The organism is Trinickia dabaoshanensis (genome assembly GCF_002879885.1).
GTDB lineage: Bacteria > Pseudomonadota > Gammaproteobacteria > Burkholderiales > Burkholderiaceae > Trinickia > Trinickia dabaoshanensis.
Map to the genome: position 1 here is coordinate 231,431 of NZ_PNYA01000005.1, position 23,467 is coordinate 254,897.

Annotated in this window: 20 protein-coding genes; 9 read left to right on the top strand and 11 right to left on the bottom strand. The window is 64.7% G+C overall.

From position 1 onward, the window contains the following. Positions 1 to 57 precede the first annotated feature (57 nt). Positions 58 to 3,177, top strand: coding sequence for a hybrid sensor histidine kinase/response regulator (locus tag C0Z18_RS07535; RefSeq protein ID WP_102644759.1), 3,120 nt, complete (start codon positions 58 to 60; stop codon positions 3,175 to 3,177). A 30-nt stretch (positions 3,178 to 3,207) separates the two neighbouring features. Here the strand turns inward: C0Z18_RS07535 and C0Z18_RS07540 are convergent, their stop codons facing one another. From C0Z18_RS07540 to C0Z18_RS07560, 5 genes are all read right to left on the bottom strand, one after another. Continuing rightward, complete coding sequence (locus tag C0Z18_RS07540; RefSeq protein WP_102644760.1) at positions 3,208 to 4,341, bottom strand: ATP-binding protein; 1,134 nt, start codon at positions 4,339 to 4,341, stop codon at positions 3,208 to 3,210. Further along, a complete protein-coding gene (locus C0Z18_RS07545) occupies positions 4,338 to 5,045 on the bottom strand; it encodes a response regulator (RefSeq protein WP_102644761.1) in 708 nt (235 codons plus the stop codon). Before C0Z18_RS07545 ends, C0Z18_RS07540 begins: the two co-directional genes overlap by 4 nt. Before the next feature lie 120 nt (positions 5,046 to 5,165). Then, positions 5,166 to 5,453 (bottom strand): H-NS histone family protein, encoded by a 288-nt coding sequence (locus tag C0Z18_RS07550; RefSeq protein ID WP_102644762.1) that lies wholly within the window; start codon positions 5,451 to 5,453, stop codon positions 5,166 to 5,168. Between the two features lie 358 nt (positions 5,454 to 5,811). Next, entirely contained in the window at positions 5,812 to 7,467 is a 1,656-nt protein-coding gene (locus tag C0Z18_RS07555) for a S10 family peptidase (RefSeq protein WP_102644763.1), read from the bottom strand. Between the two features lie 217 nt (positions 7,468 to 7,684). Continuing rightward, positions 7,685 to 9,307 carry a S53 family peptidase gene (locus C0Z18_RS07560; RefSeq protein WP_102644764.1) on the bottom strand — a complete coding sequence of 541 codons (1,623 nt, stop codon included), beginning with the start codon at positions 9,305 to 9,307 and terminating at the stop codon, positions 7,685 to 7,687. Positions 9,308 to 9,691: 384 nt separating this feature from the next. Here C0Z18_RS07560 and C0Z18_RS07565 point away from each other — a divergent pair, with 384 nt between their 5' ends. Continuing rightward, positions 9,692 to 10,201: a DUF1993 domain-containing protein gene (locus tag C0Z18_RS07565; protein WP_102644765.1), complete on the top strand. Its 510-nt coding sequence runs from the start codon at positions 9,692 to 9,694 to the stop codon at positions 10,199 to 10,201. 55 nt (positions 10,202 to 10,256) lie between these two features. On the opposite strand, the gene C0Z18_RS07570 is transcribed toward C0Z18_RS07565, so the two are convergent. Continuing rightward, entirely contained in the window at positions 10,257 to 10,895 is a 639-nt protein-coding gene (locus C0Z18_RS07570; RefSeq protein WP_102644766.1) for a LysE family translocator, read from the bottom strand. A 233-nt stretch (positions 10,896 to 11,128) separates the two neighbouring features. After that, positions 11,129 to 12,574, bottom strand: coding sequence for an NAD-dependent succinate-semialdehyde dehydrogenase (locus C0Z18_RS07575; protein ID WP_102644767.1), 1,446 nt, complete (start codon positions 12,572 to 12,574; stop codon positions 11,129 to 11,131). Between the two features lie 131 nt (positions 12,575 to 12,705). Here C0Z18_RS07575 and C0Z18_RS07580 point away from each other — a divergent pair, with 131 nt between their 5' ends. From C0Z18_RS07580 to C0Z18_RS07595, 4 genes are all read left to right on the top strand, one after another. Next, a complete protein-coding gene (locus C0Z18_RS07580; RefSeq protein ID WP_102644768.1) occupies positions 12,706 to 13,008 on the top strand; it encodes an ArsR/SmtB family transcription factor in 303 nt (100 codons plus the stop codon). Between the two features lie 107 nt (positions 13,009 to 13,115). Further along, complete coding sequence (locus C0Z18_RS07585) at positions 13,116 to 14,174, top strand: alkene reductase (RefSeq protein ID WP_102644769.1); 1,059 nt, start codon at positions 13,116 to 13,118, stop codon at positions 14,172 to 14,174. A gap of 6 nt (positions 14,175 to 14,180) precedes the next feature. Next, complete coding sequence (locus tag C0Z18_RS07590) at positions 14,181 to 14,939, top strand: SDR family oxidoreductase (RefSeq protein ID WP_102644770.1); 759 nt, start codon at positions 14,181 to 14,183, stop codon at positions 14,937 to 14,939. Positions 14,940 to 15,052: 113 nt separating this feature from the next. After that, positions 15,053 to 16,798, top strand: coding sequence for a tetratricopeptide repeat protein (locus tag C0Z18_RS07595; protein WP_102644771.1), 1,746 nt, complete (start codon positions 15,053 to 15,055; stop codon positions 16,796 to 16,798). A 27-nt stretch (positions 16,799 to 16,825) separates the two neighbouring features. Here the strand turns inward: C0Z18_RS07595 and ftrA are convergent, their stop codons facing one another. Next, entirely contained in the window at positions 16,826 to 17,797 is a 972-nt protein-coding gene (gene ftrA, locus C0Z18_RS07600; protein WP_102644772.1) for a transcriptional regulator FtrA, read from the bottom strand. 117 nt (positions 17,798 to 17,914) lie between these two features. Here ftrA and C0Z18_RS07605 point away from each other — a divergent pair, with 117 nt between their 5' ends. Further along, the gene (locus C0Z18_RS07605) at positions 17,915 to 18,382 is read left to right on the top strand and encodes a rhodanese-like domain-containing protein (protein WP_102644773.1); all 468 of its coding nucleotides are present in this window, start codon (positions 17,915 to 17,917) and stop codon (positions 18,380 to 18,382) included. On the opposite strand, the gene dapA is transcribed toward C0Z18_RS07605, so the two are convergent. Both dapA and C0Z18_RS07615 read right to left on the bottom strand, forming a co-directional pair. Further along, positions 18,348 to 19,205, bottom strand: coding sequence for a 4-hydroxy-tetrahydrodipicolinate synthase (gene dapA / locus C0Z18_RS07610; protein ID WP_102644774.1), 858 nt, complete (start codon positions 19,203 to 19,205; stop codon positions 18,348 to 18,350). The genes C0Z18_RS07605 and dapA overlap by 35 nt on opposite strands. A 291-nt stretch (positions 19,206 to 19,496) precedes the next feature. Then, the gene (locus tag C0Z18_RS07615) at positions 19,497 to 20,372 is read right to left on the bottom strand and encodes a LysR family transcriptional regulator (protein ID WP_102644775.1); all 876 of its coding nucleotides are present in this window, start codon (positions 20,370 to 20,372) and stop codon (positions 19,497 to 19,499) included. A gap of 104 nt (positions 20,373 to 20,476) precedes the next feature. On the opposite strand from C0Z18_RS07615, the gene C0Z18_RS07620 reads away from it, so the two are divergent. Continuing rightward, the gene (locus C0Z18_RS07620; protein ID WP_102644776.1) at positions 20,477 to 21,412 is read left to right on the top strand and encodes an NADP-dependent oxidoreductase; all 936 of its coding nucleotides are present in this window, start codon (positions 20,477 to 20,479) and stop codon (positions 21,410 to 21,412) included. A gap of 29 nt (positions 21,413 to 21,441) precedes the next feature. After that, positions 21,442 to 22,320, top strand: a complete 879-nt coding sequence (locus C0Z18_RS07625) for an NmrA/HSCARG family protein (protein WP_102644777.1) — start codon at positions 21,442 to 21,444, stop codon at positions 22,318 to 22,320. On the opposite strand, the gene C0Z18_RS07630 is transcribed toward C0Z18_RS07625, so the two are convergent. Further along, positions 22,317 to 23,273, bottom strand: coding sequence for a cation diffusion facilitator family transporter (locus tag C0Z18_RS07630; protein WP_102644778.1), 957 nt, complete (start codon positions 23,271 to 23,273; stop codon positions 22,317 to 22,319). The genes C0Z18_RS07625 and C0Z18_RS07630 overlap by 4 nt on opposite strands. Positions 23,274 to 23,467 lie beyond the last annotated feature (194 nt).

Genomic DNA, 23,467 nt, shown 5'->3' on the forward strand with positions numbered 1-23,467 from the left:
CCCGATCAATAGGGCGCGAAAACGCCCGTTTCCGGCTGACTACCGCCTCCATCGGACATGGACGCTCCGCTCGACACCTCCGACCCATCGCGGGCAACCGCAATCGATTCGTCGCCGAATTCCTTGCGGCGGCGCTTCGCCCACACCAAGCTGCAGACGTTGCTGGTGATCGCGTCGCTATGGCTCGCATTCGCGGTTCTCACGATTTGGGACGCGAACGTCGAAATGCGCAGCGCGCGCTCCGGCGCCAACGCGCTCGCCGACGCGCTCTCCGCCCATACGGTGCGCGTCATACGCGAGGCCGAGCAAGTGGCCGCGCTCGTGTCGTGGCAAGTGCAAAACGACGGCGTTTCGATCCCGCTCGCCTATTACGTCAGCTCCGGTTTGCTCAAGCTCGACGTATTCGTGCAGGTCGCCGTCATCGACTCGCAAGGCTACTTGCGCGCATCGACCGTGACCGGGTTCACCCCGATCAACTTGTCCGATCGCGAGCATTTCCGCATCCACGTGCACAACCCGAGTAACGCACTGATGGTCGGCGCGCCCGTCGTCGGCCGTATCAGCGGCAAGGCGTCGTTGCAGCTTTCGCAGCGGATCAGTTCGCTCGACGGACGCTTTCTCGGCGTCGTAGTCGTGTCGGTCGATCCGAGTTACTTCACCGAACTGTACAACGGCCTAAGGATCGGCCGGGACGGCGTGGTGGCCGTCGTCGGGACGAACGACTATATCGTGCGCGCCCTGCGCTCTGGCCGCGACCAGGCGGTGGGCGCCACGCTACCGGCGAACGATCCGTTCCGGCGCGCGTTGGCCCACTCCCCCTCGGGCAACCTGCAAACCGCCTCGTTCATCGACCCGCGCGAGTCGATCATCAGCTATCGCAAGCTGAACGACTATCCGCTCGCAGTGGCGGTCGGCTACTCCACGAGCGAATACCTCTCCGCGTGGCGAGCGCGCAGCTTGATGCTGCTGGCGGCCGCCGTGCTGCTCACGATATTGATCCTCGCCACCGAAAAGCGGACGAACTCGCTGTTGCGAAACCTCGCCGCAGCGCACGATCGGGAGATCGCAAAAGGAGCGCAACTCGAACAAGCGCGCTCGGACGCCGAGGCCGGCTCACGCGCGAAAAGCGCGTTTCTCGCCACCATGAGCCACGAAATCCGTACGCCGATGAACGGCGTGATCGGCATGGCGGAGGTGTTGACGCGCTCGACGTTGCCGGCCGACCAAAAGGAGATGGTCTGCACGATACGAGACTGCGCGTCGGCACTGCTCAAGATCATCGACGACATTCTCGACTTCTCCAAGATCGAGGCGGGCAAGCTGCAGATCGATCGCGTCCCGACTTCGATCGAAGACGTCGTCGACAGCATGGCATCGTCGCTGGCCACCGTCGCCGATGCACGCGGCGTTTCGTTGCGCACGTACGTCTCGCCTGCGCTGCCGCCGAGCGCGATGTTCGACGACACGCGCTTGCGGGAGGTCCTTTACAACCTCGTCGGCAACGCCATCAAATTTTCGGCGGGCCGCGCCGGCGTGCAGGGCAACGTGGGCCTGCGCGCCACGCTCGTCGCCGGTGAGGCGCCCGCCGTTCGCTTCGACATCAGCGACAACGGGATCGGCATGACGGCCGAGACGATCGCCAACTTGTTCCAACCGTTCAGCCAGGCCGAGGCCTCGACGACGCGCCGCTTCGGCGGCACCGGGCTCGGTCTCGCGATCTGCCGCCGGCTCGTGTCCCTGATGGGCGGAGAGCTTACGGTTCGCAGCGAGCCGGGACGCGGGTCGACTTTCAGCGTCGTGTTGCCTCTGCATGCGATCGACGGCGCCGAGCCGCGCAAGCTCGCCGACCTGTCCGGGCTCGCCTGCATCGTCGTCGCGTCGCACGAGTGGCGTTGCGACGATACGGCCGATTATCTGCGCCACGCGGGCGCGAACGTCGACGTCGCGGCGGACGCCTACGACGCGCAACAAGCGCTGGTGCGCGCCGGCGGTCCATGCGTACTCGTGCACGACGCGCACTGTCCGACCGACGAGGTCGCGCCCAGGGCGTCGCGCGAGCGGACCGCGTTGATCGGCGACGTGCTGATTTCGGCGCCGCGCAGCGTCATGTTGATGACCACGGCCGGCAGTACCGTCACCATTGGCGCCCAGGCACTGCCGCGCCGTATGCTGATCGACGCCGTTGCCTTAGCCGCGGGCCGAGCCGACGCCGGTGCGCTCGCTCGCGAGCGAAATCGCGACGACGTGCTTTCGCCTTCGCCGGCGAGGGACGGCGTCACGCTGCTCGTCGCCGAAGACGACGAAGTCAACCGCCGCGTGATTTCGCGGCAACTGGCGTTGCTCGGTTACGCAGCCGATATGGCGGTCGACGGCGAACAGGCGCTCGACATGTGGCGCGCGAAGTCGTACACGCTGGTGTTGACCGATTTGCACATGCCCAAGCGCGACGGCTACGAGCTGGCCCAGGCGATCCGGGCGCAAGAAGCGCACGATGCGCGTGCTCGCGTGCCGATCGTCGCGCTGACGGCCAATGCCATCACAGGCGAGGCGAACCGGGCCAAGGCGCTCGGTATCGACGACTACCTGACCAAACCGCTGAAGCTGGACTTGCTCGGGCAAGCGTTGGCGCATTGGACGAGTCCGGTCCCTGTGACCGGACCGGCGCCGCACGACGCCTCGGCCAAGCCCGATGCGAGCCCATCCACGGTCTTGCTCTCGCTGCCCACGTTCGATCGGCCGGGCGCCGCTTCGCCTGCCGCCGCAGCCGAGCCGCGCGAGGACGATGCGCCCGCGTCCGGCGAAGCGATCAGCGAAGAGCGCAAGATCGTCAATATCGACGTGTTGAAGGAAATCGTGGGCGATGACATGGAGACCGTGCAGGCGCTTCTCGCCGAGTACGTCGATTGCTCTTCGGCACTCGCCGATCAATTGCGCGCACGGCTAGCCGAGGGCCGCGGGCCGGAAGCCGCCGCGATCGCCCATAAGCTCAAATCGTCGTCTCGTTCGATCGGCGCGCTGCCGCTCGGAGACCTCTGCGCGGAAATCGAAGCGGACGCGGCGGACGGCGAAACCGAAACGCTCGCACGGCTCGACGCGCGGTTCGATGCTTTGTACCGGCGCACCATCGAACTCGTACGGACGATGACGCTCGCCGCGGACCTCGAGCCGCCGGCGTGACGGGCTACGCCGCGGCTCGAGCGCGGCGCTTTACATCTGCGCGGCGGGCCAACTGAGCTCGAAGCGCGCGCCGGGCAGGATCTGAGGATCGGCGGCGGCGATCCGGCCGTTATGCGCATGCAGCACTTGGCGCGTGATCGCGAGCCCTAGACCGTACCCGCCCGTATGGCGATCTAGCCGGACGAACGCATCGAAAATGCGCTCGCGTTCCTGCGCCGACACGCCGTGACCGTCGTCCTCGACGGCGATCAAGACGTTGCCGTGCGCGATCGCCAGCCTGATGTCGATTCGAGCGCGCGCGTACTTGCCGGCGTTGCGCAACAAGTTGCGGATGGCGTACGACATGAGGCGCTTATCCATGGCCACGCGCACCTGGCGATCCACGTCGATCGTCAGCGCCACGGCCTTATCGGCATAGAGCACGGCCGAATCGCGCACTTGCGCTTCGATCCAAGCGGCGAGCGGCGTGGGTTCCAGATTCGACTGCAGCGAACTGTATTCGAGCCGCGCATACGTGAGGCTCATATCGATGAGTTCATCGAGCTCGGTCACATCCTGCTCGATACTCGCTATCGCGCTCTCGTACTCGCCGGCGGAACCCGGTTCGCGCAGCACTTCGAGCGCGAAACGCGTGCGCGCGAGCGGCGTGCGCAGTTCGTGCGAGATTCCGTTGGTGAGGTCACGCTGCGCGGCGATGAGCCGTTCCATGCGCTCGGCAAGCGCGTTCAGCGTACGCGCGAGCGGCCCGATGAACACGCTATGCGATTCGCGCGCCCGGGTGTTGAACCGGCCGCCCGTGAAATCGATCGCGCGCTCGCGCACCATCACGAGATCGAGCCAGATCGGGCGAATCCAGCGATAAGTCGCCCACGCCGTCGCCGCGCAGACGGTCACGCCGATCGGCAAGACGGCGCCCGGCAACGCGGCAATCGCCTGGCGCAGGAAGCCCGGGCCCAGCACCGAGCCAAGCATGGTGAGCACGGCCGCCACCACCACCAGCACCAGGCCGAGCACGTGCAAGTAAGCTCGCAGATAAAGCTTGGACCAGCTCGGGACGCGATCGGCGCGCGTATCGGTCCAAGCGCGGCGAAAACGCAGCCAGCGCCACCGGCAATAGCGATAGGCCGACAACGACGCGCCGCCCTGCCCGGATACGGGCGTCATTCCCAGACGACCTTGCTGAACTGATAGCCTTTGCCGCGTACGGTCTTGATCCGCTGCGGATTGGTCGCGTCGTCGCCGAGTTTGCGCCGCAGCCGCGAAATGCAACCGTCCACGGTTCGGTCCAAGCCGTCGAAACCGATGCCGCGCAATTCACGCAACAAATCGTCGCGGCTCGCCACCTCGCCGGCGCTGCGCACGAGCGCCCAAAGCAGATCGAATTCGGCCGATGTCAACTCGGGTGCGCTGCCGTCCGGCAACACGACCGTGCGCGTGGCCCGGCTGATCTCGAATTTGCCGAACCGATACAACTCGGGCTGCTCGCTCGCGTCGCCGGCACGGCCGGGCGACCGGCGCAACTGAGCCTTGACGCGGGCCAGCAGCACGCGCGGTTCCACCGGTTTGTGCACGTAATCGTCGGCCCCGAACTCGAGACCGAGCACCTCGTCGAATTGATCGTCGCGCGCCGTGACCATGATGATCACGCCGTCGAAACGCTCCCGTGCCTCACGCAAAATGGTGAAGCCGTCCTTACCGGGCAGATTGATATCGAGAACGACGAGATCGGGGCGGTACTCGACGATAGCCGGCACCGCTTCGTTGCCATGCAACACGGTTCGAACTTCGTAGCCGTGCTTGCGCAGATAGCCTGCGACGAGCGAGGACAGACGAGCGTCGTCCTCGACCAGCAAAATGGAATGAGACATGACGGCGCGGCTCGAGGTCTGATCTTGTTATCGACGGCCAAAGACGACTGGCCGGAAAAACTTACGAGAAACAAGATACGATTTTACCGTCCGCCGCGCGGTTAGTCAGCCCCGATCCGCTTAGTCCCTCACGCGGAATTGTTCCGGGTCTTTGCCTTTCAACCAGCGCGGACGCGGACCGCGTCCACCCCATGTTTCGCCCGTTTCCGGGTGACGAAACCGTGGCGCGCCATTCGACGCGCTCCGTGACTTGCGGCGCGTGCCGAACAAGTCGTCCGCGGTGAATCCGAATGCGGCGATAGTCTCGCGCACGTTTGCGAGAGCGACTTGTGCCTCGGCTTGGCGTGCCTGTTCGATCTCGGCGTCGAGTTCTTGTTTTCTTGCTAGCAATTCCTTGTACGTCGCCACGGACTAAATCCTCCTTACGGTTGTCGTGGACGCGGCAAGCTTCGTCGGTCGTAAGCGGGAAGCAAGCTTTCCGCGGTACGGACGACGGCGCATTGCGCGCCAAATCTGCCATGATCGTTAGACATAGCGGCCAGAGCATAAGCAATAGCCGTGCCCGCTCCCGCTACAATTAATTTAACGGGAGATGGAACCGCAATTCGAATGAACCGGTTGCGATGCAACCGACGCAAGACCGACGATAAAAGAAAAGGCGGCGACGCCCCTTGAGTGCCGCCGCCCCACTCCATCCACACATCCACACCACCCATACCGCGCCCTACTCGACGCTACCGCCACGATGGCCGCGCCGCCCGATACGTCATGCTCGATGGCGTTGCTGCAACGTCCGCACGCGCGCCATTGCCGGCGCGTCGGCGCCGACGGTGTCATACATCTTCGCGAGATCGGCCTTCAGCGCCGTGCGAGAACCGCCGTCGAGATAGACCATGTGGCCCGACGGATAAAAACGCGCGGAAAGATTGTTCCGCACGGTCTGTTCGATAAGCGGCATTTGCTGCAGGTCGAGGACCGTTTGATAGAACGGCGTCACGAAGTCGTAAAAGCCATTGGCGGAGAGCACTTTCAAATCGACATTGAGCGCCATGACCGCCGCCAAATCGCCGGCTGTGTACAAGATGATGTTTCCTTGCGCGTCCTTGCCTTTTTGCGCCCCCGTCGGATCGGTGTGACTGAAGTCCCAGTTCCGGAAGGCCTGATCGTTCAAGTCGGTAAACGACGACGTCGACGTGTACTTCAATTGCTCGTTCAAATACTCGTTCCACATGGTCGTATAGACGCCCGATACCGCCGTCATCGTCGGATCGTTGCCGCCCGAATTCGGGTCGATTTGACCGGCGATGCCCGTGTCGATCGCCGTGACGCGTCCGTCGTAAGAGCCGAGCGCCACGCCCTTCGATTTGAGCAGCGTTGTCAAGAACAACGAATTGCCGCGGCTGTCATAGCCTGCAATATCGAGACTCCATGCCAGCAATGTCGTTTTATCGATACCCGTGTATTGCGATAACTTCTCGACGACCGCGTCGTCTGTTTGCGGGAATTTACGCAGCGCCGCGAGATAATCCGTTCGGGCGAATTGCGCGACTTCCTCGACGAACGCGCCGAGATCCGTCGGCGTGGGCGCCACCCCGAGCCGTTTGTGGTACCACGCGTCGGCCGCCGCGGTCGGCAATGCACCGATGGGATTGCCCGCTTGCGTGTAATCGAGTATCGACGATTGCAACGTCACGCCGTTCAAGTCGATGCCGTCCTCGTGAAGCATGTAGGCGAGCACGCAACTGCGCGCGGTGCCGTAAGACTCGCCGAATAGATACTTCGGCGAATTCCAACGGTCGTTCTTCGTCAAGAAGCGCTTGATGAATTGCTTGATCGAGCGCGCGTCCTGATCGACGCCCCAAAAATCGCGATTCTTGTTCGGCGCGATTGCGGCCGAATACCCCGTCCCGACCGGATTGATAAAGACGAGGTCGCTCTTATCCAGCAGGCTATCGGGATTGTCCTCGATCGAATAAGGCGCGGGCGGCGTAAAACTCGGCATCGACGTCTTGATGCGCTTAGGCGCGAACGAACCGAGCAATACGAAGACGGACGACGAGCCGGGGCCGCCGTTATAGAAGAACGTGACGGGTCGTGACTCCTCCGTTTGGTTGTCTTCCGTGAATGCGACGTAGAACATCTTCGCATTCGGCTTCGAACTCGATTCATCGACCGTCACCAGGTGGCCGGCCGTCGCCGTGTAGGCGATCTTCCGGCCACCGATCGTGATCGTGTGGTGTGTAATGGCCGCGTTCTCGTTCGTGTCGCCCACGGAATCGTCGGGCCCGTTCCCGTAGGCGACGTCGTCCTGAAACGGCTGGTCGTCCTGCCGGCGTAGGAATACTTGCGGCATCGAGGCCCTGCCCGGCGACGGCGCGTGAGCATTGTGAGACGATTGCGGGCTGCCGGTATCGGAATTCATCGTACTCGCTCCATCAGTTATTGCCGGCGTGCGGTCCGAGCGCACGCATGGCTGCGTTGACGAACTGCTGCTGATATGCCTGCGCCCCCCGAAGCGCGCCGGCGATACTCGTGACCGTTTGAACTGCCGAAGTGCCCTACCGCGCCGATGCTTCGATACGTCGATACGCACCGACGCGTGACCGCTAATTGGCCGCCAACTGCCTGCTAATTGCCTGCTACTTGGCCGCGCGGGCCGAACCTTGCGCCCCCGAAGCGCCCGCACCGCCGAGCGCCGCCGCCACCGCCCGCCCCTTCGGGCTTCCCAGGCCGGTGCACGCATCCCACCCGCTCGCGGCGGCGTAGGTGCCGTTGTTGCCGGACGTGATGTCGTTGAACGCTTGCGACGCACCGTACAACTTCTGATTCACGAACCCGGCTGCTTTACCCGTCGTCGCGTTGATACGGGCGATGAGCCCCGCGTAAAGCGGCGCCACGGCACTCGTTCCGCCGACCGGCATCGCTTGCCCGTCGATCAACACTTCGTAGCCGGACGCCGGCGACGCATCGGCGGCGACGTCGGGCACGCCGCGCTTGGCAAGCGACACGGGCGCGCCGCCGACTCGCGCCGCCCGCAGCCCCTCCTGCCAAACCGGCAGCGCGAACCGGGCGCTGATGCCGCCTCCCGACGCGCCGCCGCCGGCGCCGTCGTTCCAGACCACTTCGCTTGCGATCGTCGAGCCGCCCGGGCCCGCGCTCAAGCGCGTTCCACCGCAGGCAAGCACGTACGGGCTCGACGCCGGAAAGTCGACGTCGTCCCCGCCGCTTTGGGAGCCGTCGCTCGAACCGCTATCGCCGGATGCCGCGCAAATCGTCACTCCGAGCGCCATGGCCGAGCGCAGCGTATCGTTGAAGCTCGCGACGGCTTGGTCCGTCCACGAACTTTCCGGCCCGCCCCAACTGATCGACAAGACCGACGGCCGGTTCGCCGAATCGTGCAAAGCGTGCGAGACCGCATCGACGAACCCGGCGTCGCTATTCGGCGTGAAGTAGACGGCGATCTTCGCTTTCGGCGCCACCGCGCCCGCGATTTCGATATCTAGCGTCACTTCGCCATCCGGGCCACCCGGATCGCCCGTCGGACTGTTATCGGCGCCATCGATGGCAACGGACACCACTTGCGGCGTGGGCACGCCGAGGCTGCTGAAATAGCTGGACAGGTCCGATTGCGCGTAGCCGCCGCCAAGCTCGATGAGGCCGATGCATTGTCCGGCTCCGTCGCCATCGGGAAAGTCGTACAGACCGGCGAGCTGCACCGGCGTGAACGCCTGCGCGGCGGCCCGTGCGACGATGGCGCTCGGCTCCGTGCGCAGGCGAAAATGCGGGCGAGCTTGCGGACGGTTGTCTAGGCCCAGCACGGCCGTGACGATATCGGCAATTTCAGCAGGGATCGTGATGCACCCGGTACGGCCGCGAAACCGGCCGAGCCTCGGATGCTCGTAATGGGACAACTCGACGCCGAACGCCGACTGGAATTGCTCGACCGTACCCGACAGCACCACCTTCGCGGCCGCGAGATCCTGCCGCTCGATACCGAGCCCGTATTCGCGCGCGAATGCCTCCAGCTTCGCGATGTCTTCGGGCGCGGCGCTAAAGCGCTCAGCGAAAGCTTCGCGTGAAAGCGGCTGCGCCTGCTGCCCGCTGGCGATGCGCTGCGTCAGCTCCTCCAACTCGCGCCCGCCGCGCCGGCGCATCGTCACCACGACGTTCAACGTCTCTCTCGGGTCGATCGGCCCGAGGCACTTCGAATCCTCGACTGCCCCACGTTCGCTACCGGCAAGCTGCTGTCTCGCTTTGGTCATCGATGATGCTCCTCATGCAGTGGACACGCGAAGCTCCGACACCGGCCAGTACCGTGCAGTTCCTTGCGGCGTGGCCACTTCGGCGACGTGGCCGCGAACGCAGCGAGCGAAGCAACGATCGCATTCGTCGGACAACTGCTCAAAGTGTAGTGCATGGCTCGCCGGACGCGCAGGGTTCATTGCAGCGCTGGCCAACCGGCCAAGTGCCTCACCGATCGGCCAACGCTCGCCGCTCGGATGGAGGTGGGGCCAGCAAAGCTTGCCGCATCGGCATATCATGGCGCGCGCAGCGCTATGCTGTGCGCCGTCCGTGCGCCGCCGGGTCCCACGCTTTAGGCCCGATCGTTCGAAAACGCCCTGTCCGGGAAGAAGGAAAAACTCGACATGTCTCTGTCTATTTACGAAGCTTCAGTGCCCGTTTTCACGCGCGGGCTGACGAACCTGCGCGCCGTACTGCAAAAGGCGCACGATCATGCGCTGACGAAGCACTTCGAGCCCTCGATCCTGCTTTCGAGCCGGCTCTACCCCGATATGCATCCGCTGACCCGGCAAGTGCAAATCGCATCGGATGCCGCGAAGTTCTGCATCTCGCGTCTGGCGGGCGTCGAGCCCCCGAAATACGACGACACCGAGCAGACCTTCGACGAGTTGTATGAGCGGATCGACAAGACGATCGCGTATTTGAAAGGCTTCGATGCGTCGAAGCTCGAAGGCAGCGAATCGCGCACGGTCACGTTGACCGTGCCGAGCGGCAAGCACGAATTTATCGGACAGGTCTATCTACTGCACTTCGCGCTACCGAACTTCTTTTTCCATCTGACGACCAGCTACGCGATCTTGCGTCACAACGGCGTCGAACTCGGCAAGTTCGACTACCTGGGGCGCATGGCCTAGCGCAGTTGGCGGGCCGGCGGCGGCGAGCACCGCCTCGCACATGGCCGCCGCCCGCTCAATCGAGCGACAGGCGCACCGCGAAGCCGATCAAAGCGGCGGAGAAAGTCCAGCGCTGCAGCGTTTGGGCCAGCGGATACTTGCGCAGCACGGTGGAGATGCGCGCTGCCCCGAGCGCGTAAAGCGTATCGAACAGCGCCCCGACGATCACGAGCACCACGCCGAGTTCAGTCACCTGCAGCGCGACGGGTCCCGTGGCCGGACGGATGAACTGAGGCAACAGCACCGAGCAGAAAAGCAGTGCCTTCGGATTGAGCAGGTTCGTCAACAGACCCTTCAAGAACGTCTGACGCAAGGCAGCGCCCTCGCCGGCCGACGCCGCGCGCTCGCCCGCCGGCGCCAGCGCGAACAGCGGCGAACGGAAAATTTGGACCGCGACGTAGGCCAAGTACAGCGCCCCGCCGTAACGCACGACTTCGTACAGCCAAGGCGCGGCTTTGAGCAGCGCCGCGACCCCGCACGCGGAGAGCGTGACGTACGTTGCCCGCGAGAGTGCGAGACCGCAGGCGGCGGTTAGTCCCTCGCGCGGCCCTCGCGCGATGCTGGTTTGGAGAATCAGCGCCATGTCGGGGCCGGGAATCGCATAGACGACGATCAATGCGGCGACGAAGGCAATCAACAAGTCGACGGAAACCACGGCAACCCCGATATCGTTAGTACTGGCTGGAAACGATATTTTGCCGCTGGAGGTCGAGCGATTTTCGGCGAAGTAACCGCCTTATTCGACAAAAACGAGGTCTTTCCTCCATCGAATCAGGGATATCAGTTGATTTTCCCGCCAATCAGCATCGAGCGCGGCGCCTTGGCGCCTCAGCGCTTCAAGCGTCGCGCTCGAGAAGCGGCCCGCGGCCGCTCGCTGTCGCTAACCGATCAGACCGCGGCGACCGTGACCGACTTCGTGACGAGGTACGGTTCCAGTGCCTCGGGGCCGCCTTCCGAGCCGTAGCCTGAATCCTTGACGCCGCCGAACGGCATTTCGGGCCAGGGCGTCGCCGGCTGGTTGATCCACAACATGCCGACTTCGAGGCGCTGCGTGAGCAGATGCACATTCGCGAACGACTTCGTGAACGCATAGCCGGCCAGGCCATACGGCAATCGATTCGCTTCGGAAATGGCTTCCTCCAGCGAATCGAACCCGCGGATCGCGGCAACGGGGCCGAACGGCTCGTTGTTGAAGACGTCGGCATCGAGCGGCACGTTCGAGAGCACCGTCGGCGCGAAGAAGTTGCCCGTCGAGCCGATCCGCTCGCCGCCCGTTTCGATGCGTGCGCCAACTGTGCGGGCGTTTTCGATCACCGAGGTCATCGCCGCCAACCGGCGCGGATTGGCAAGCGCGCCCAGCGTCGTGCCCTCTTCCAGGCCGTTGCCCACCTTCAGCCCCTGCGCATGCTTGACGAGTTCGCGCGTGAACGCCTCGCGAATGCTGTTGTGCACGAGAAAGCGCGTCGGCGAGATGCACACTTGTCCGGCGTTGCGGAATTTCGCGCCGCCGGCGGCCTTCACTGCCAGCGCCACGTCGGCGTCCTCGGCCACGATCACGGGTGCATGGCCGCCCAGCTCCATCGTCGCCCGCTTCATATGCCGACCGGCCAATGCCGCCAGTTGCTTGCCGACCGGCGTCGACCCCGTAAACGTCACTTTGCGGATGACCGGATGGGCAATCAGGTACGCCGAAATCTCGGCCGGATCGCCGAACACGAGACCGATCACGCCCGCCGGCACGCCCGCATCGACGAAGGCGCGCAACAGCGCGGCGGGCGATGCCGGCGTTTCTTCGGGTGCCTTCACGAGGAACGAGCAGCCCGTGGCCAAGGCCGCGCTCAGCTTGCGCACCACCTGATTGACGGGGAAATTCCACGGCGTGAAGGCAGCGACCGGCCCGACCGGCTCGCGCACCACCGTTTGCTGCACGGCGAGGTTGCGCGGCGGTACGATCCGGCCGTACACGCGCCGCCCTTCGTCGGCGAACCATTCGATGATGTCCGCGGCCGCGAGCACTTCCAGGCGCGCTTCGACGAGCGGTTTGCCCTGCTCCTGCGTCATCCACTGAGCGATCGACGCGGCGCGTTCGCGTACGAGGCCCGCGGCCTTGCGCATCGTCGCCGCGCGCTCGTTGGCCGGCACCTTGCGCCAAGTGTCGAAACCACGCTGAGCGGCGGCCAAGGCCCGATCCAAATCCGCGATGCCCGCGTGCGCCACCTTGCCGATGACTCCCCCCGTCGCCGGGTTCAAGACGTCGATCGTCTTACCGCTGGCCGCATCGCACCATTGGCCGTCGATCAAAAGCTGCGTATCCGTGTAAGTCATGTTTTCCATCCTATCGTCCCCTTAGGCAATGAGGTTTTTGCGTACATCGTCAAAAAGCGATATAAGATTCTACCAACGACGATCGATTTGCGCTGCCCCGTGCATTCCGTGCGGGGACGCGATCGTCCGATGTGTCCGACATGACGATAGATATCGATGCCATCCACAAGGCACTCGCGAATCCCGTGCGGCGCGAAATTCTCGCGTGGCTCAAGGAACCGAGCGCCTACTTCGCCGAGCAAGAGCTGCCGCTCGATTGCGGCGTTTGCGTCGGGCAGATCAACGCGCGCTGCGGATTATCGCAGTCGACGGTGTCTGCCCACCTCGCCACGCTACAAAGCGCGGGGCTCGTGACCGTGAAGCGGATCGGCCAGTGGAGCTTTTTCAAGCGAAACGACGCCGTCATCGAGGCCTTTCTCGCATCGCTGCACGACGAACTTTGAGGCGTATCCCGTCTGAACGTTCGCCGGCAGTCCAATCGATTGTGCTCGCGTTTGTACCGTACCGCGGCCCGCGTGTTCGCGCGCCGCGTTCATAAGGAAAACTTGCCATGCCTAACTTGTTCGATCCGCTCATCGTCGGCGACCTGACTTTGCCGAACCGCATCATCATGGCGCCGCTCACGCGGCAGCGCGCCGGCAACGAACGCCTGCCCAACGCTTTGATGGGGCAGTATTACGCCGAGCGCGCGTCGGCCGGCCTCATCCTCAGCGAGGCGACCTCCGTCACGCCGCAAGGGATCGGCTACGCCGATACCCCCGGTATCTGGTCCGACGAGCAAGTGGCCGGGTGGAAGATCGTGACCGATGCCGTGCACGCGGCGGGCGGCCGCATCTTCTTGCAGTTGTGGCACGTCGGGCGCGTATCCGATCCGATCTTCCTGAACGGCGAGTTGCCCGTTGCGCCGAGCGCGATCGCCCCGAGCGGCCATGTCAGCCTGGTCCGCCCGCAGCGGCCTTTCGTGACGCCGCGCGCGCTCGAACTCGATGAGATCCGCGATGTCGTCGCCGCCTTCCGCAAGGGCGCGGAAAACGCGAAGGCCGCGGGCTTCGACGGCGTCGAAGTGCACGGCGCCAACGGTTATTTGCTCGATCAGTTCCTGCAAGACAGCACCAATAAGCGGACCGACGCTTACGGCGGCCCGATCGAGAACCGCGCACGGCTCTTGCTCGAGATCGTCGACGAATGTATCGCCGTTTGGGGCGCCGCCCGTGTCGGCGTGCACTTGGCACCACGCGGGGACGCCCATACGATGGGCGATTCGAACCCGGCCGAGACGTTCGGCTACGTGGCGCGCGAACTCGGCAAGCGGCACATCGCGTTCATCTGCGCGCGCGAATCGCTCGGCGAGAACCGCCTCGGGCCGCTGCTGAAGCAAGCGTTCGGCGGCGTCTACATCGCCAACGAGAAGTTCACGAAGGAGAGCGCGCAGCAAACGCTCGACGCGGGCGAGGCCGACGCCGTCGCATGGGGCCAGCTTTTCATCGCGAACCCCGATTTGCCGACGCGCTTCAAGCTCGACGCTCCGCTGAACAAACCGAACCCCGAGACGTTTTACGCGAAGGGGCCCGAAGGCTACGTCGATTATCCGGCGCTCGAAACGGCTTGAACGCATATGGCAGGTAACGCCCATCTGGTCACCCGGGCCATTGTCACCGGGCACACGCGCGGCCTCGGAGCGGCGCTCGTCGAGGCCTTGCGCGAGCGCGGCATCGATGTGCTCGGCCTGGCGCGCTCGCGAAGTGCGCCACGCCCGGACGCGGCCGCATTGCCGGGCCGCTTCGAACAAGTCGAACTCGATTTGTCCGATAGCGGCGCGCTCGCGCAATGGTTGGCGGGCGATACGCTCGCCGCGTTCGTGGCGGGCGCCGAGCGCGCCCTGCTCGTGAACAACGCGGGAACGGTCGCGCCGATCGGACCTTGCGCCGTTCAGCAGCCGGCCGACGTCGCCCGCGCCGTGGCGCTCAACGTCGCCGCGCCGCTGATGCTCTCGAGCGCGTTCTCGCGCGCCACGGCCGGCTTGAACGACCGGCGCATCGCGCACATTTCGAGCGGTGCGGCGCGCAATCCGTACGCGGGCTGGAATATCTATTGCGCGACGAAAGCCGCACTGGATCACCATGCGCGAGCCGTTGCGCTGGACGGCGAGCCGGCGCTGCGCATGGCGAGCGTGGCGCCCGGCGTCGTCGACACTGACATGCAAGGCGAAATCCGCGCGACCGACGAGGCGCGCTTTCCGCAACGCGAGCGTTTCGCCGAAATGAAGCGAGCCGGGCAATTGACCTCGCCCAAGGAGGCGGCGGGAAAATTGGTCGACTACCTGTTGTCCGAGGCTTTCGGTCAAGCACCGACAGCCGATATCCGCTCGGTGTAACGCAGCGAGCGGCGAGGGCGGGCATCGCGCCCCGCCCTCGCATCGGCGATCATCGGCGATAATCGAGGCCCAGTACCGCACGCTTGGCGCCTCGTTCGCCGTCTATCGATTCCATGAGCAAGCCCGGCAGCCCACGCCATATCGACAACCTGCTTCGCGAAGCGCTCGAGCTTCAGCAAAACGGCGCCCTCGGCGAAGCGGAAACCGCCTATCGCGAGATCCTCGCCCTGCGCCCGCGCCACTTCGACGCGCTGCAACTTCTGGGCGCCTTGGCCCTGCAATCGAAGCAGTACGAGGAAGGCATCGCCCTTCTCACCCGAGCGCTTGCGATCGACGCGAGGCAAGCCCCCGTGCATTCGAACCTGGCGTTCGCGCTGAACGCGGTCGGACGCCACGACGCGGCACTCGCGGCGGCCAACCGTGCACTCGCGTTGAAAAGCGGCTTCGTCGATGCGCTGAACAATCGCGGGGTCGCTCTGGCCGGCTTGAATCGGCCCGGCGAAGCGCTCGAGAGTTTCGACAAAGCGCTCGCGGCCAAACCCGAGTTTCCCGAGGCGTGGAGCAACCGCAGTTGCGCGCTGCGCGATTTGGGACTGCCCGAACAAGCGCTCGACAGTTGCGACAAAGCGCTGGCACTGCGCCCAAACTATGCCGAGGCGTGGAGCAATCGCGCCAATGCGCTGTCCGATCTGAACCGGCCGCTGGAGGCCCAACAAAGTTACGAGCGTGCGCTGGCATCGGCGTCCAATTTCGTCGACGCTTGGAACAATCTGGGCCTCACGTTCGTCGATATGAACCGGCATGCCGATGCGCTCGCGTCGTACGAACGCGCACTGTCGCTCGCTCCCGATTCAGCCGAAACGCACTGGAATCGCGCGCTTTGCTTGCTGCAGATGGGCGAGCTCGCCCCCGGCTTTGCCGAATACGAATGGCGCTGGCAACGCAAACGCATCGCACCGAGCCAGCGCGTGTTCGATGCGCCGCTGTGGCTCGGCGATGCACCGCTCGGCGGCAAGACGATCTTGCTTCACGCCGAACAGGGCCTCGGCGACACATTGCAGTTTTGCCGCTATGCCACGCTGGTCGCGAAGCAAGGCGCGCGGGTCGTGCTGGAGGTGCAGCCCGAACTCGAACGTCTGCTTGCCGGGCTCGCGGGTGTGGACGAACTCGTGAGAGCGGGCGAACCGCTCCCGGCCTTCGATTACCATTGCCCTCTTCTGAGCCTGCCGCTCGCACTCGGCACGAGCGTGTCGACGATTCCGGCCGACACGCCATACCTATTCGCCGACCCTCGAGCGTCGGCGCAATGGCGCGCACGAATCGAGGCGGCAACGCATCGGCCGATGAAGAAGGTGGGCCTCGTATGGGCCGGAGGGCATCGTCCCCACGTCCCCGAATTGCGAAAGAACGACGCACGCCGCTCACTGAGCGTCGATCGGTTCGCGCCGATCCTCGAGGTGCCGGGGGTGCAGTTCTTTAGCCTGCAAAAGGGCGAGAAAGCCGAGCGGCAGCTGAGCGAGTTGCGCGAGCGCAATGAAGCGAGCCGCAGCATCATCGATTGGACCGGCGAGTTCAGCGATTTCGCCGATACGGCCGCGCTCGTCGCGAACCTCGACCTGGTCATCTCCGTCGATACATCGACCGCGCACCTGGCCGGCGCCATGAACAAACCCGTGTGGATCTTGAACCGCCTCGATACCTGCTGGCGCTGGATGCTAGAGCGCGAGGACAGCCCGTGGTATCCGAGCGCGCGGTTGTTCCGCCAACAGAGCCTCGGCGAGTGGGATAGCGTCATCGAAGACGTCAAGCGGAGTTTGGCCGCGCTCGCATCGGAGCAGGCGGAGATCGCCCAGCGCTGACGCGGGCGTGGGGCGCTCCCGCTTCGCTCAGCGTGCCGCGCGCGGTTGCGCGAATTGTTGACGGTAGGCCGCGGGGCTCGTCAGCGCAATGCGCCGGAAATGCCGGCGCAGGGATTCCTCCGAGCCGAAACCGGCCCGCTGCGCGATGACCGAGATCGATAAACGCGGCCGCGTCTCGAGCATGTCCTTCGCCAACGCGACGCGTTCACGGATCAACCAATCGTAGGGGCCGAGCCCCGTTGCCTCGCGAAAGCGCCTTTGCAATGTTCTCGCGCTCATCGACGCGCGCCGCGCCAGCGACTCGACGGTATGCTCGGCTGCCGCATGCGCGCGCATCCAATCGATCAAGCGAGCGAGCCGCCCGCCGTCGTCTTCGGGCGGCATCGGCCGCGGGACGAACTGCGCTTGCCCGCCGTCGCGATGCGGCGGCACCACGAGCCGTTGAGCCACCCGATTCGCCACCGCCGCGCCGTGGTCGCGCCGCACGAGATGCAGCAGCATATCGAGGCCCGCCGCCGACCCCGCCGACGTCATCACGGCACCCTCATCGACATAGAGCGCATCGGGCTCGACGCGTAGCGCCGGATAACGGGCTTTGAGTTTTTCGGCGTAGCGCCAGTGCGTGGTGACCGTTTTGCCGTCCAATACACCGGCCGCCGCGAGCACGAAAACGCCCGAACAAATCGAGCATAACCTCGCGCCTCGACGCGCCGCCGCGCGCAGTTTGCGCAGCAGCGGCTCCGGCGGCGCCTCGTCCGCGTCACGCCAACCGGGTATGACGATCGTGTCCGCACGATCGAGCAGTTTGAGCGTGTACGGCGCAAAGAGGGTAATTCCGCCCGCCGCGTGAATCGGCCCGTCTTCAGCGGCGCAAACGGCGAATCGATACCACGGCACCTCGAGTTCGGGGCGCGGTAACGCAAACAGTTCGACGACGCAGCCGAACTCGAAGGTGCAGAGCCGATCGTATGCGACGGCCACGACGAGATGAGATTGCATGGCGCGATGTTACCGGATATTGACGATTGCGCCACTGCCCGCATACGAGCGGGAACGCGATAATGCCTGTGCGTTCCCACTCATCGCCCCATCGGCAAACGAGGACAAGAGGCAATCATGCAGAACTCATCGGCCGTCACCGCCATCGCCCCCGCGCCCAGCGAAGCCGCGCTTGCCCATTTCGAAGCGTCGATGCGTTTCGAAACCGATTGTTCCGACGTGCACGACGCGCTCGTCGTCAAAGGCCAGCGCGATTTCGTGTTGCTCGATGTTCGAAGCCCCGCCCTGTTCGCCGCGGGGCACGTACCCGGCGCGATCAACTTGCCCCACGGCAAAATCATCGCATCGAAGCTCGCGCAATACGCGCCCGAGACGATCTTCGTCACGTATTGCGCCGGGCCTCACTGCAACGGCGCAACCCGTGGCGCGATACGGCTGGCGAAGCTCGGACGCCCCGTCAAAATCATGATCGGAGGCGTAACGGGCTGGCTCGACGAAGGCTTCGCGCTCGCGACCGCGGCCGAAGCGCGGCCTCAAGCGCCTGGCGCGATCAGGCCGCTAGCAACGTCGCCAGCTCACGAGTGAGCGCATCGCTCGCAGGCATCATCGGCGCGCGCAACTCGTTGGCGATCCGACCTTGGACAGCCAGCGCGGCCTTCACGGGCGCCGGGTTCGGCTCGGACACGAGTGCGCGCAAGAGCGGCGCCAGTTCGTGGTAAATCGCGCGGCCTTGCGCGAGATCGCCACGCGCAAGCGCCGCGTGCATCGCGACGAAGCGCTCGGTACGCACATGGGCGGTCGCGGCGATCGCACCCGCGCCGCCCATGCACATCGACGTGAACATCGCGTCGTCGTTGCCGGCCAACACTTGCAGACGTCCGTCGAGGATCAGCGCCAACGTCGTCTCGGGCGAGCACGCGCAATCCTTGATCGCCTGAATTCGCGGGTGGGCAGCGAGCGTGAGCAGCGTATCGAGTTCGATCCGGACGCCGGTTCGGTACGGAATGTCGTATAGAACGATCGGCTTGGCGCTCGCATCGGCCAACGTCGAGAAGTGATCGAGAATCCCGGCCTGCGATGGACGAATGTAATACGGCGCGGTGATCAGCAAGCCGTCGATCGGCTGGTCATTGAGCCGCAGCACACGCTCGCGCAACGCGACGGCTCGATTACCCGCCACACCCGCGATCACGGGCAGGCCTTCGGCCGCCTCTAGGATCGTTGCCAGCACCGCATCTTGCTCGTCCTCCGACATCGCGGCAGGCTCGCCCGTCGTACCGAGCGCGGCGAAGCCCGCGACGCCCGCTTCGCGGCAGCGAGCGACGAGTGCCGCGAGCGCGCGATGGTCTACCGCCCCAGCCTTGAACGGCGTGACGAGCGGGATCCAAATACCGGAAAAAATCGACATTCCTTCACCTCGAAACGTGACCGAATCGAATCCGAGGGAGGCGCCGGGAAGGGCAAGGAGAAGACCATTGATGCTGTCCCGTCGCGCGTCCGACGGCACAGCGCACCGGTCAGACGTGCGACTGTTTTTTGGCTTTGGAAACGGCAAGCGCGAGCGCCGCGCCGCACTGAGCGTGCAGGCGCCGGAGCGCGACAACCGGTGGGAGATGTACGAGACCCGTTTCCATTCGACGCAGTGTACAGCGTCGGCGTCGCCATGGGCAATACTTTTGCCGGTCCTAGAAGCACTCGCCTATCCCTTCAGGACGAGCGATCCTTCCGGGTACTGGTTGCAGATGAATTCAACGAAGGCGCGGACCTTCGGCGATGGGAGCCGGCGCGACGTATGCAGAACCCAGAGCGCGACGTCGGCATCCGAGACCGTGCCCCACTGCACCAACTCTCCTCGCGTCAGTTGCCCCCACGCGATCGACTGCGGCATTAGCGCGGCGCCCGCCCCGGCGACCGCCGCATCGCGGATCATCAAGAACGACGAAAGCCTGAGCCTCGGCACAGGCTGCACGATCAACCGGCCTTCGTCGAGACTCCAATGGCTCGGCTGAAAGTTCGAGAACACGATGCCGGGTACCGCTGTGACCACGCCCGGACTCGGCACCGGTACCGACGGTGCCGCCACGACCACCAGCCTGTCCTTCGCGAAACACCGGCCCACCAAGCTGCTATCGGGGCTCGGATTGATGCGGATGGCGATGTCGAACTGCTCTTCGACGAGATCGACGAGCCGGTCCTCGGCCACCAAGTCCACCGTCACCTCCGGGTAGGCAGCGCAGAACTCGGCGCAAATGCGGCCCATGGCGAGTTGCGAGAACAACACGGGCGACGCGATGCGCAAGCGGCCGCGTGGCGCCGCCAGCCCTTCCCGGGTAGCGGTCATCGCATCGGCCACCTCGTGCATCGGCCCTTCTGTCCGGGCCATCAGCATCTCTCCGGCTTCCGTCAATTTGAGGCCACGGGCGCCGCGCTCGATGAGCCGCACGCCGAGTTGCTCTTCCAGATCGGCAATACGACGAGACAGCGTCGCCTTCGACTTGCCGCTGGCGCGGCTCGCCTTTCCCAGTCCTCCGTTCGATGCGACCAGCGCGAAGTCGGCAAGCGCGTTCAGATCCACGGTGTTCCATTTTTGAAACGATGTGTCTACATTTTCGGGTCTTCGTTTTGTTTCCGCAACACCTTATCTTGTTCACACCACAACTTGATAGACGAGGACTCGAAATGAACAAGACTCAACGTGCCGCACTGATCCGCGCATACGGCGACGCCAACGCCGTCGAATTGGCCGAGATTTCGAAGCCGGAACCGGCGGAAGGCCAGGTTCTGGTCCGCGTGCGCGCCGCCGGTGTAAACGGCATCGATTGGAAAGTGCGCGAGGGATACGTTCGGGACGCCTTCCCGCTCCAGCTTCCCGCGGTGCTCGGCGTCGAGCTGGCCGGCATGGTCGAGGCCGTCGGGCCTCGGGCAACACGCTTTCAGGTCGGCGATCGGGTCATGGGCCCGGTTGGCGGCCTCGGCGCCTACGCGGATTTCGTGACGGTCAGCGAGGCGAACCTGTCTCGTACGCCCGAACAACTCGACGACATCCAGGCGGCCGCAATTCCGGTGGCGACCGTGTCGGCTTGGCAAAGCTTGCATCACGCCGGTCCGATCCGCCCCGGTCAGCGAGTCTTGATCCACGGCGCGGCCGGTGGGCTCGGCGGGTATGCCGTGCAATTCGCGAAGCGCGCGGGCGCCGAGGTGTATGCCACCGCCGCGGGGGTTCACTTGGATTACGTGCGAAGCCTCGGCGCCGACCACGTCATCGACTATCGGACGCAACGCTTCGAAGACATCGCACGCGACATCGACCTCGTACTCGACTACGTCGGCGGCGACGTACTCGACCGCTCTTGGCAGGTGCTCACGCCGACGGGTGCGATCGTCGGCACGACCTCGCCCGACATTCTGGCGCGTACGCCGGCCGGGCGCCGCGGGCTGTGGTTCATCAATCAGCCCGATGCGGCTCTACTCGAGCGGCTCGCCGCGGACGTTGCGAACGGCACGCTGACGTCGAAGGTGAGCGAGGTCGTCGGCTTCGCAGAGATTCCCGCCGTCATCGAACGCAATCGCACCGAATCGCATTCGGGCAAGGCCGTCGTGGATTTTTCGCGCTAACTCACTCTCATTTCTTCTTGGAGCTTCACATGAGCATTCTCGTTACCGGCGCGACCGGCACAGTCGGTTCGCTTATCGTTCAACGACTCCGCGATGCGAACGCCGAGGTCAAAGCACTCGTTCGCCACCCGGGCAAAATCAGTTTCCCGGCAGGCGTCACGGAAGTGGCCGGCGACTTGGCGGATGTCGCGTCGATGCGCGCGGCGCTTTCATCGGTGCGGACCTTGTTCCTTCTGAACGCGGTTACGCCCGATGAGATCACCCAAGCCCTAATCGCGCTGAACCTCGCTCGCGAGGCCGGCGTCGAACGCATCGTCTACCTTTCGGTCATCCATGCCGATCGCTATACGAACGTGCCGCACTTCACCGGCAAGCACACGGTCGAGCGCATGATCGAAAGCCTCGATATGGCCGCGACCATCCTGCGTCCCGCCTACTTCATGCAGAACGAGCGGATGGTGCAGCAAGTCATCGAGAACTACGGGGTCTATCCGATGCCGATCGGCTCCGCCGGCGTGGCGATGATCGATGTGCGCGATATCGCCGATCTCGCTGTCGGGGAGCTTTTGCGGCGGGATCGCGCGCCTGACCGGTTGCCGCGTGTGACCCTGGACTTAGTCGGGCCCGATCGGCTGACCGGCCCTTCTGCGGCCGAGGTATGGAGCACCGCGCTCGGGCGCGAGGTGAAATACGGCGGCGACGATACGGCGGCCTTCGAGGCACAGATGGCCTCGTTCGGTCCGGGCTGGCTCGCCTACGATATGCGGCTCATGATGGAAGGGATCCAGCAACACGGCATGCGAGGCGCGGACGGCGCGGTGGATCGGCTCGAAGCGATGCTGGGGCGCCCTTTGCGCAGGTATGTCGATTTTGTCGGGGAAACGGCGGCGAACGCCAAACCCGATTAACGACTCGCGGGCTCGGAAGCGCCGTGCCCGTGAGCGCTCCCCGGGTCGGCGCAATCGTGCTCCTCGACCTGCACGGTGACGTGTTCGACGTTGAACCGTAACGATAGACGGCGCCGAACCGCGGCCACCACATCGTGCGCGGCCGCCCCGGGCGCCGGATGCACATGCAGCGTGACCAGATGGCGCTCGGCCGTGATCGACCACGCATGAATATGATGGGCATCGCGCACCTCGGCAACGTTGCGCTCGAGATCGGCCTTGATGTCCGCGAGGCTGATGCCCTGCGGCGTCCCCTCGAGCAAAATGTGGGCGGACGCTCTGACGATCCCCCAGGCGCTTTTCAGGATGATCACCGCAACGAAGATCGAGAGGAGCGGATCGATCGGCGTCCATCCTGTCAGCAAGATCACGACTGCCGCAACGATGGCCGCGAGCGATCCGAGCATGTCGCCCAAGACGTGAAGCCAAGCGCCGCGGACGTTGAGATTCTCGCGGTTGCCGCCGTGCAGAGCGAGAAACGCGCCGATGTTCGCGGCAAGTCCCGCAAAAGCAACGATCAACATCGTCTTGCCGACAACAGGTACCGGTTCCGCGAACCGGCGTACCGCCTCGACCAAGATCGCAGCTGCGATAACGAACAGCGCGCAGCCGTTCACGAAGGCGGCAAGAATCTCGAGGCGCTTGTAGCCGTATGAAAGCTGCGCGTTTGCCGGGCGGCGGCCATAGCGAATGGCCGCCCAACTGAATCCCAGCGCGGCCGTGTCGCTGACCATATGGCCCGCATCGGCCAGCAGTGCCAGCGATCCCGACAACAGACCGCCGACGATCTCGACGATCATGAAAACCGCGATGATGAGCAAGGCTACGCCGATACGGCGCTGATCCGTTATGCCGTGCAGGTGATCGTGGCCGTGGCCGGTGTGTTCGTCTCGATCATTCCGAGAATGTGCCATCGCTATGCTCACCCAGTCGAGTTGGCGGGGATACCGGCCGACTGGGCAACCCACCCAACTGCCGGCGCGCAACGACAGTCCAAGCAAGCCGCGCGCCTCCAGCCGGGGCTCGAAATATTATCGTTTCCGGATAATCCGAATGTGCCTTATTGCATGCATTGGTAGTAAGCTATCTGGCGTACCAGCAAAATCAA

Excerpts from the sequence above, each read along its gene's own strand:
- C0Z18_RS07535 (WP_102644759.1), top strand. The coding sequence starts at position 58 with ATGGACGCTCCGCTCGACACCTCCGACCCATCGCGGGCAACCGCAATC.
- C0Z18_RS07540 (WP_102644760.1), bottom strand. The coding sequence starts at position 4,341 with ATGACGCCCGTATCCGGGCAGGGCGGCGCGTCGTTGTCGGCCTATCGC.
- C0Z18_RS07545 (WP_102644761.1), bottom strand. The coding sequence starts at position 5,045 with ATGTCTCATTCCATTTTGCTGGTCGAGGACGACGCTCGTCTGTCCTCG.
- C0Z18_RS07555 (WP_102644763.1), bottom strand. The coding sequence starts at position 7,467 with ATGAATTCCGATACCGGCAGCCCGCAATCGTCTCACAATGCTCACGCG.
- C0Z18_RS07560 (WP_102644764.1), bottom strand. The coding sequence starts at position 9,307 with ATGACCAAAGCGAGACAGCAGCTTGCCGGTAGCGAACGTGGGGCAGTC.
- C0Z18_RS07565 (WP_102644765.1), top strand. The coding sequence starts at position 9,692 with ATGTCTCTGTCTATTTACGAAGCTTCAGTGCCCGTTTTCACGCGCGGG.
- C0Z18_RS07575 (WP_102644767.1), bottom strand. The coding sequence starts at position 12,574 with ATGGAAAACATGACTTACACGGATACGCAGCTTTTGATCGACGGCCAA.
- C0Z18_RS07580 (WP_102644768.1), top strand. The coding sequence starts at position 12,706 with ATGACGATAGATATCGATGCCATCCACAAGGCACTCGCGAATCCCGTG.
- C0Z18_RS07585 (WP_102644769.1), top strand. The coding sequence starts at position 13,116 with ATGCCTAACTTGTTCGATCCGCTCATCGTCGGCGACCTGACTTTGCCG.
- C0Z18_RS07590 (WP_102644770.1), top strand. The coding sequence starts at position 14,181 with ATGGCAGGTAACGCCCATCTGGTCACCCGGGCCATTGTCACCGGGCAC.
- C0Z18_RS07595 (WP_102644771.1), top strand. The coding sequence starts at position 15,053 with ATGAGCAAGCCCGGCAGCCCACGCCATATCGACAACCTGCTTCGCGAA.
- ftrA (WP_102644772.1), bottom strand. The coding sequence starts at position 17,797 with ATGCAATCTCATCTCGTCGTGGCCGTCGCATACGATCGGCTCTGCACC.
- C0Z18_RS07605 (WP_102644773.1), top strand. The coding sequence starts at position 17,915 with ATGCAGAACTCATCGGCCGTCACCGCCATCGCCCCCGCGCCCAGCGAA.
- dapA (WP_102644774.1), bottom strand. The coding sequence starts at position 19,205 with ATGTCGATTTTTTCCGGTATTTGGATCCCGCTCGTCACGCCGTTCAAG.
- C0Z18_RS07620 (WP_102644776.1), top strand. The coding sequence starts at position 20,477 with ATGAACAAGACTCAACGTGCCGCACTGATCCGCGCATACGGCGACGCC.
- C0Z18_RS07625 (WP_102644777.1), top strand. The coding sequence starts at position 21,442 with ATGAGCATTCTCGTTACCGGCGCGACCGGCACAGTCGGTTCGCTTATC.
- C0Z18_RS07630 (WP_102644778.1), bottom strand. The coding sequence starts at position 23,273 with ATGGCACATTCTCGGAATGATCGAGACGAACACACCGGCCACGGCCAC.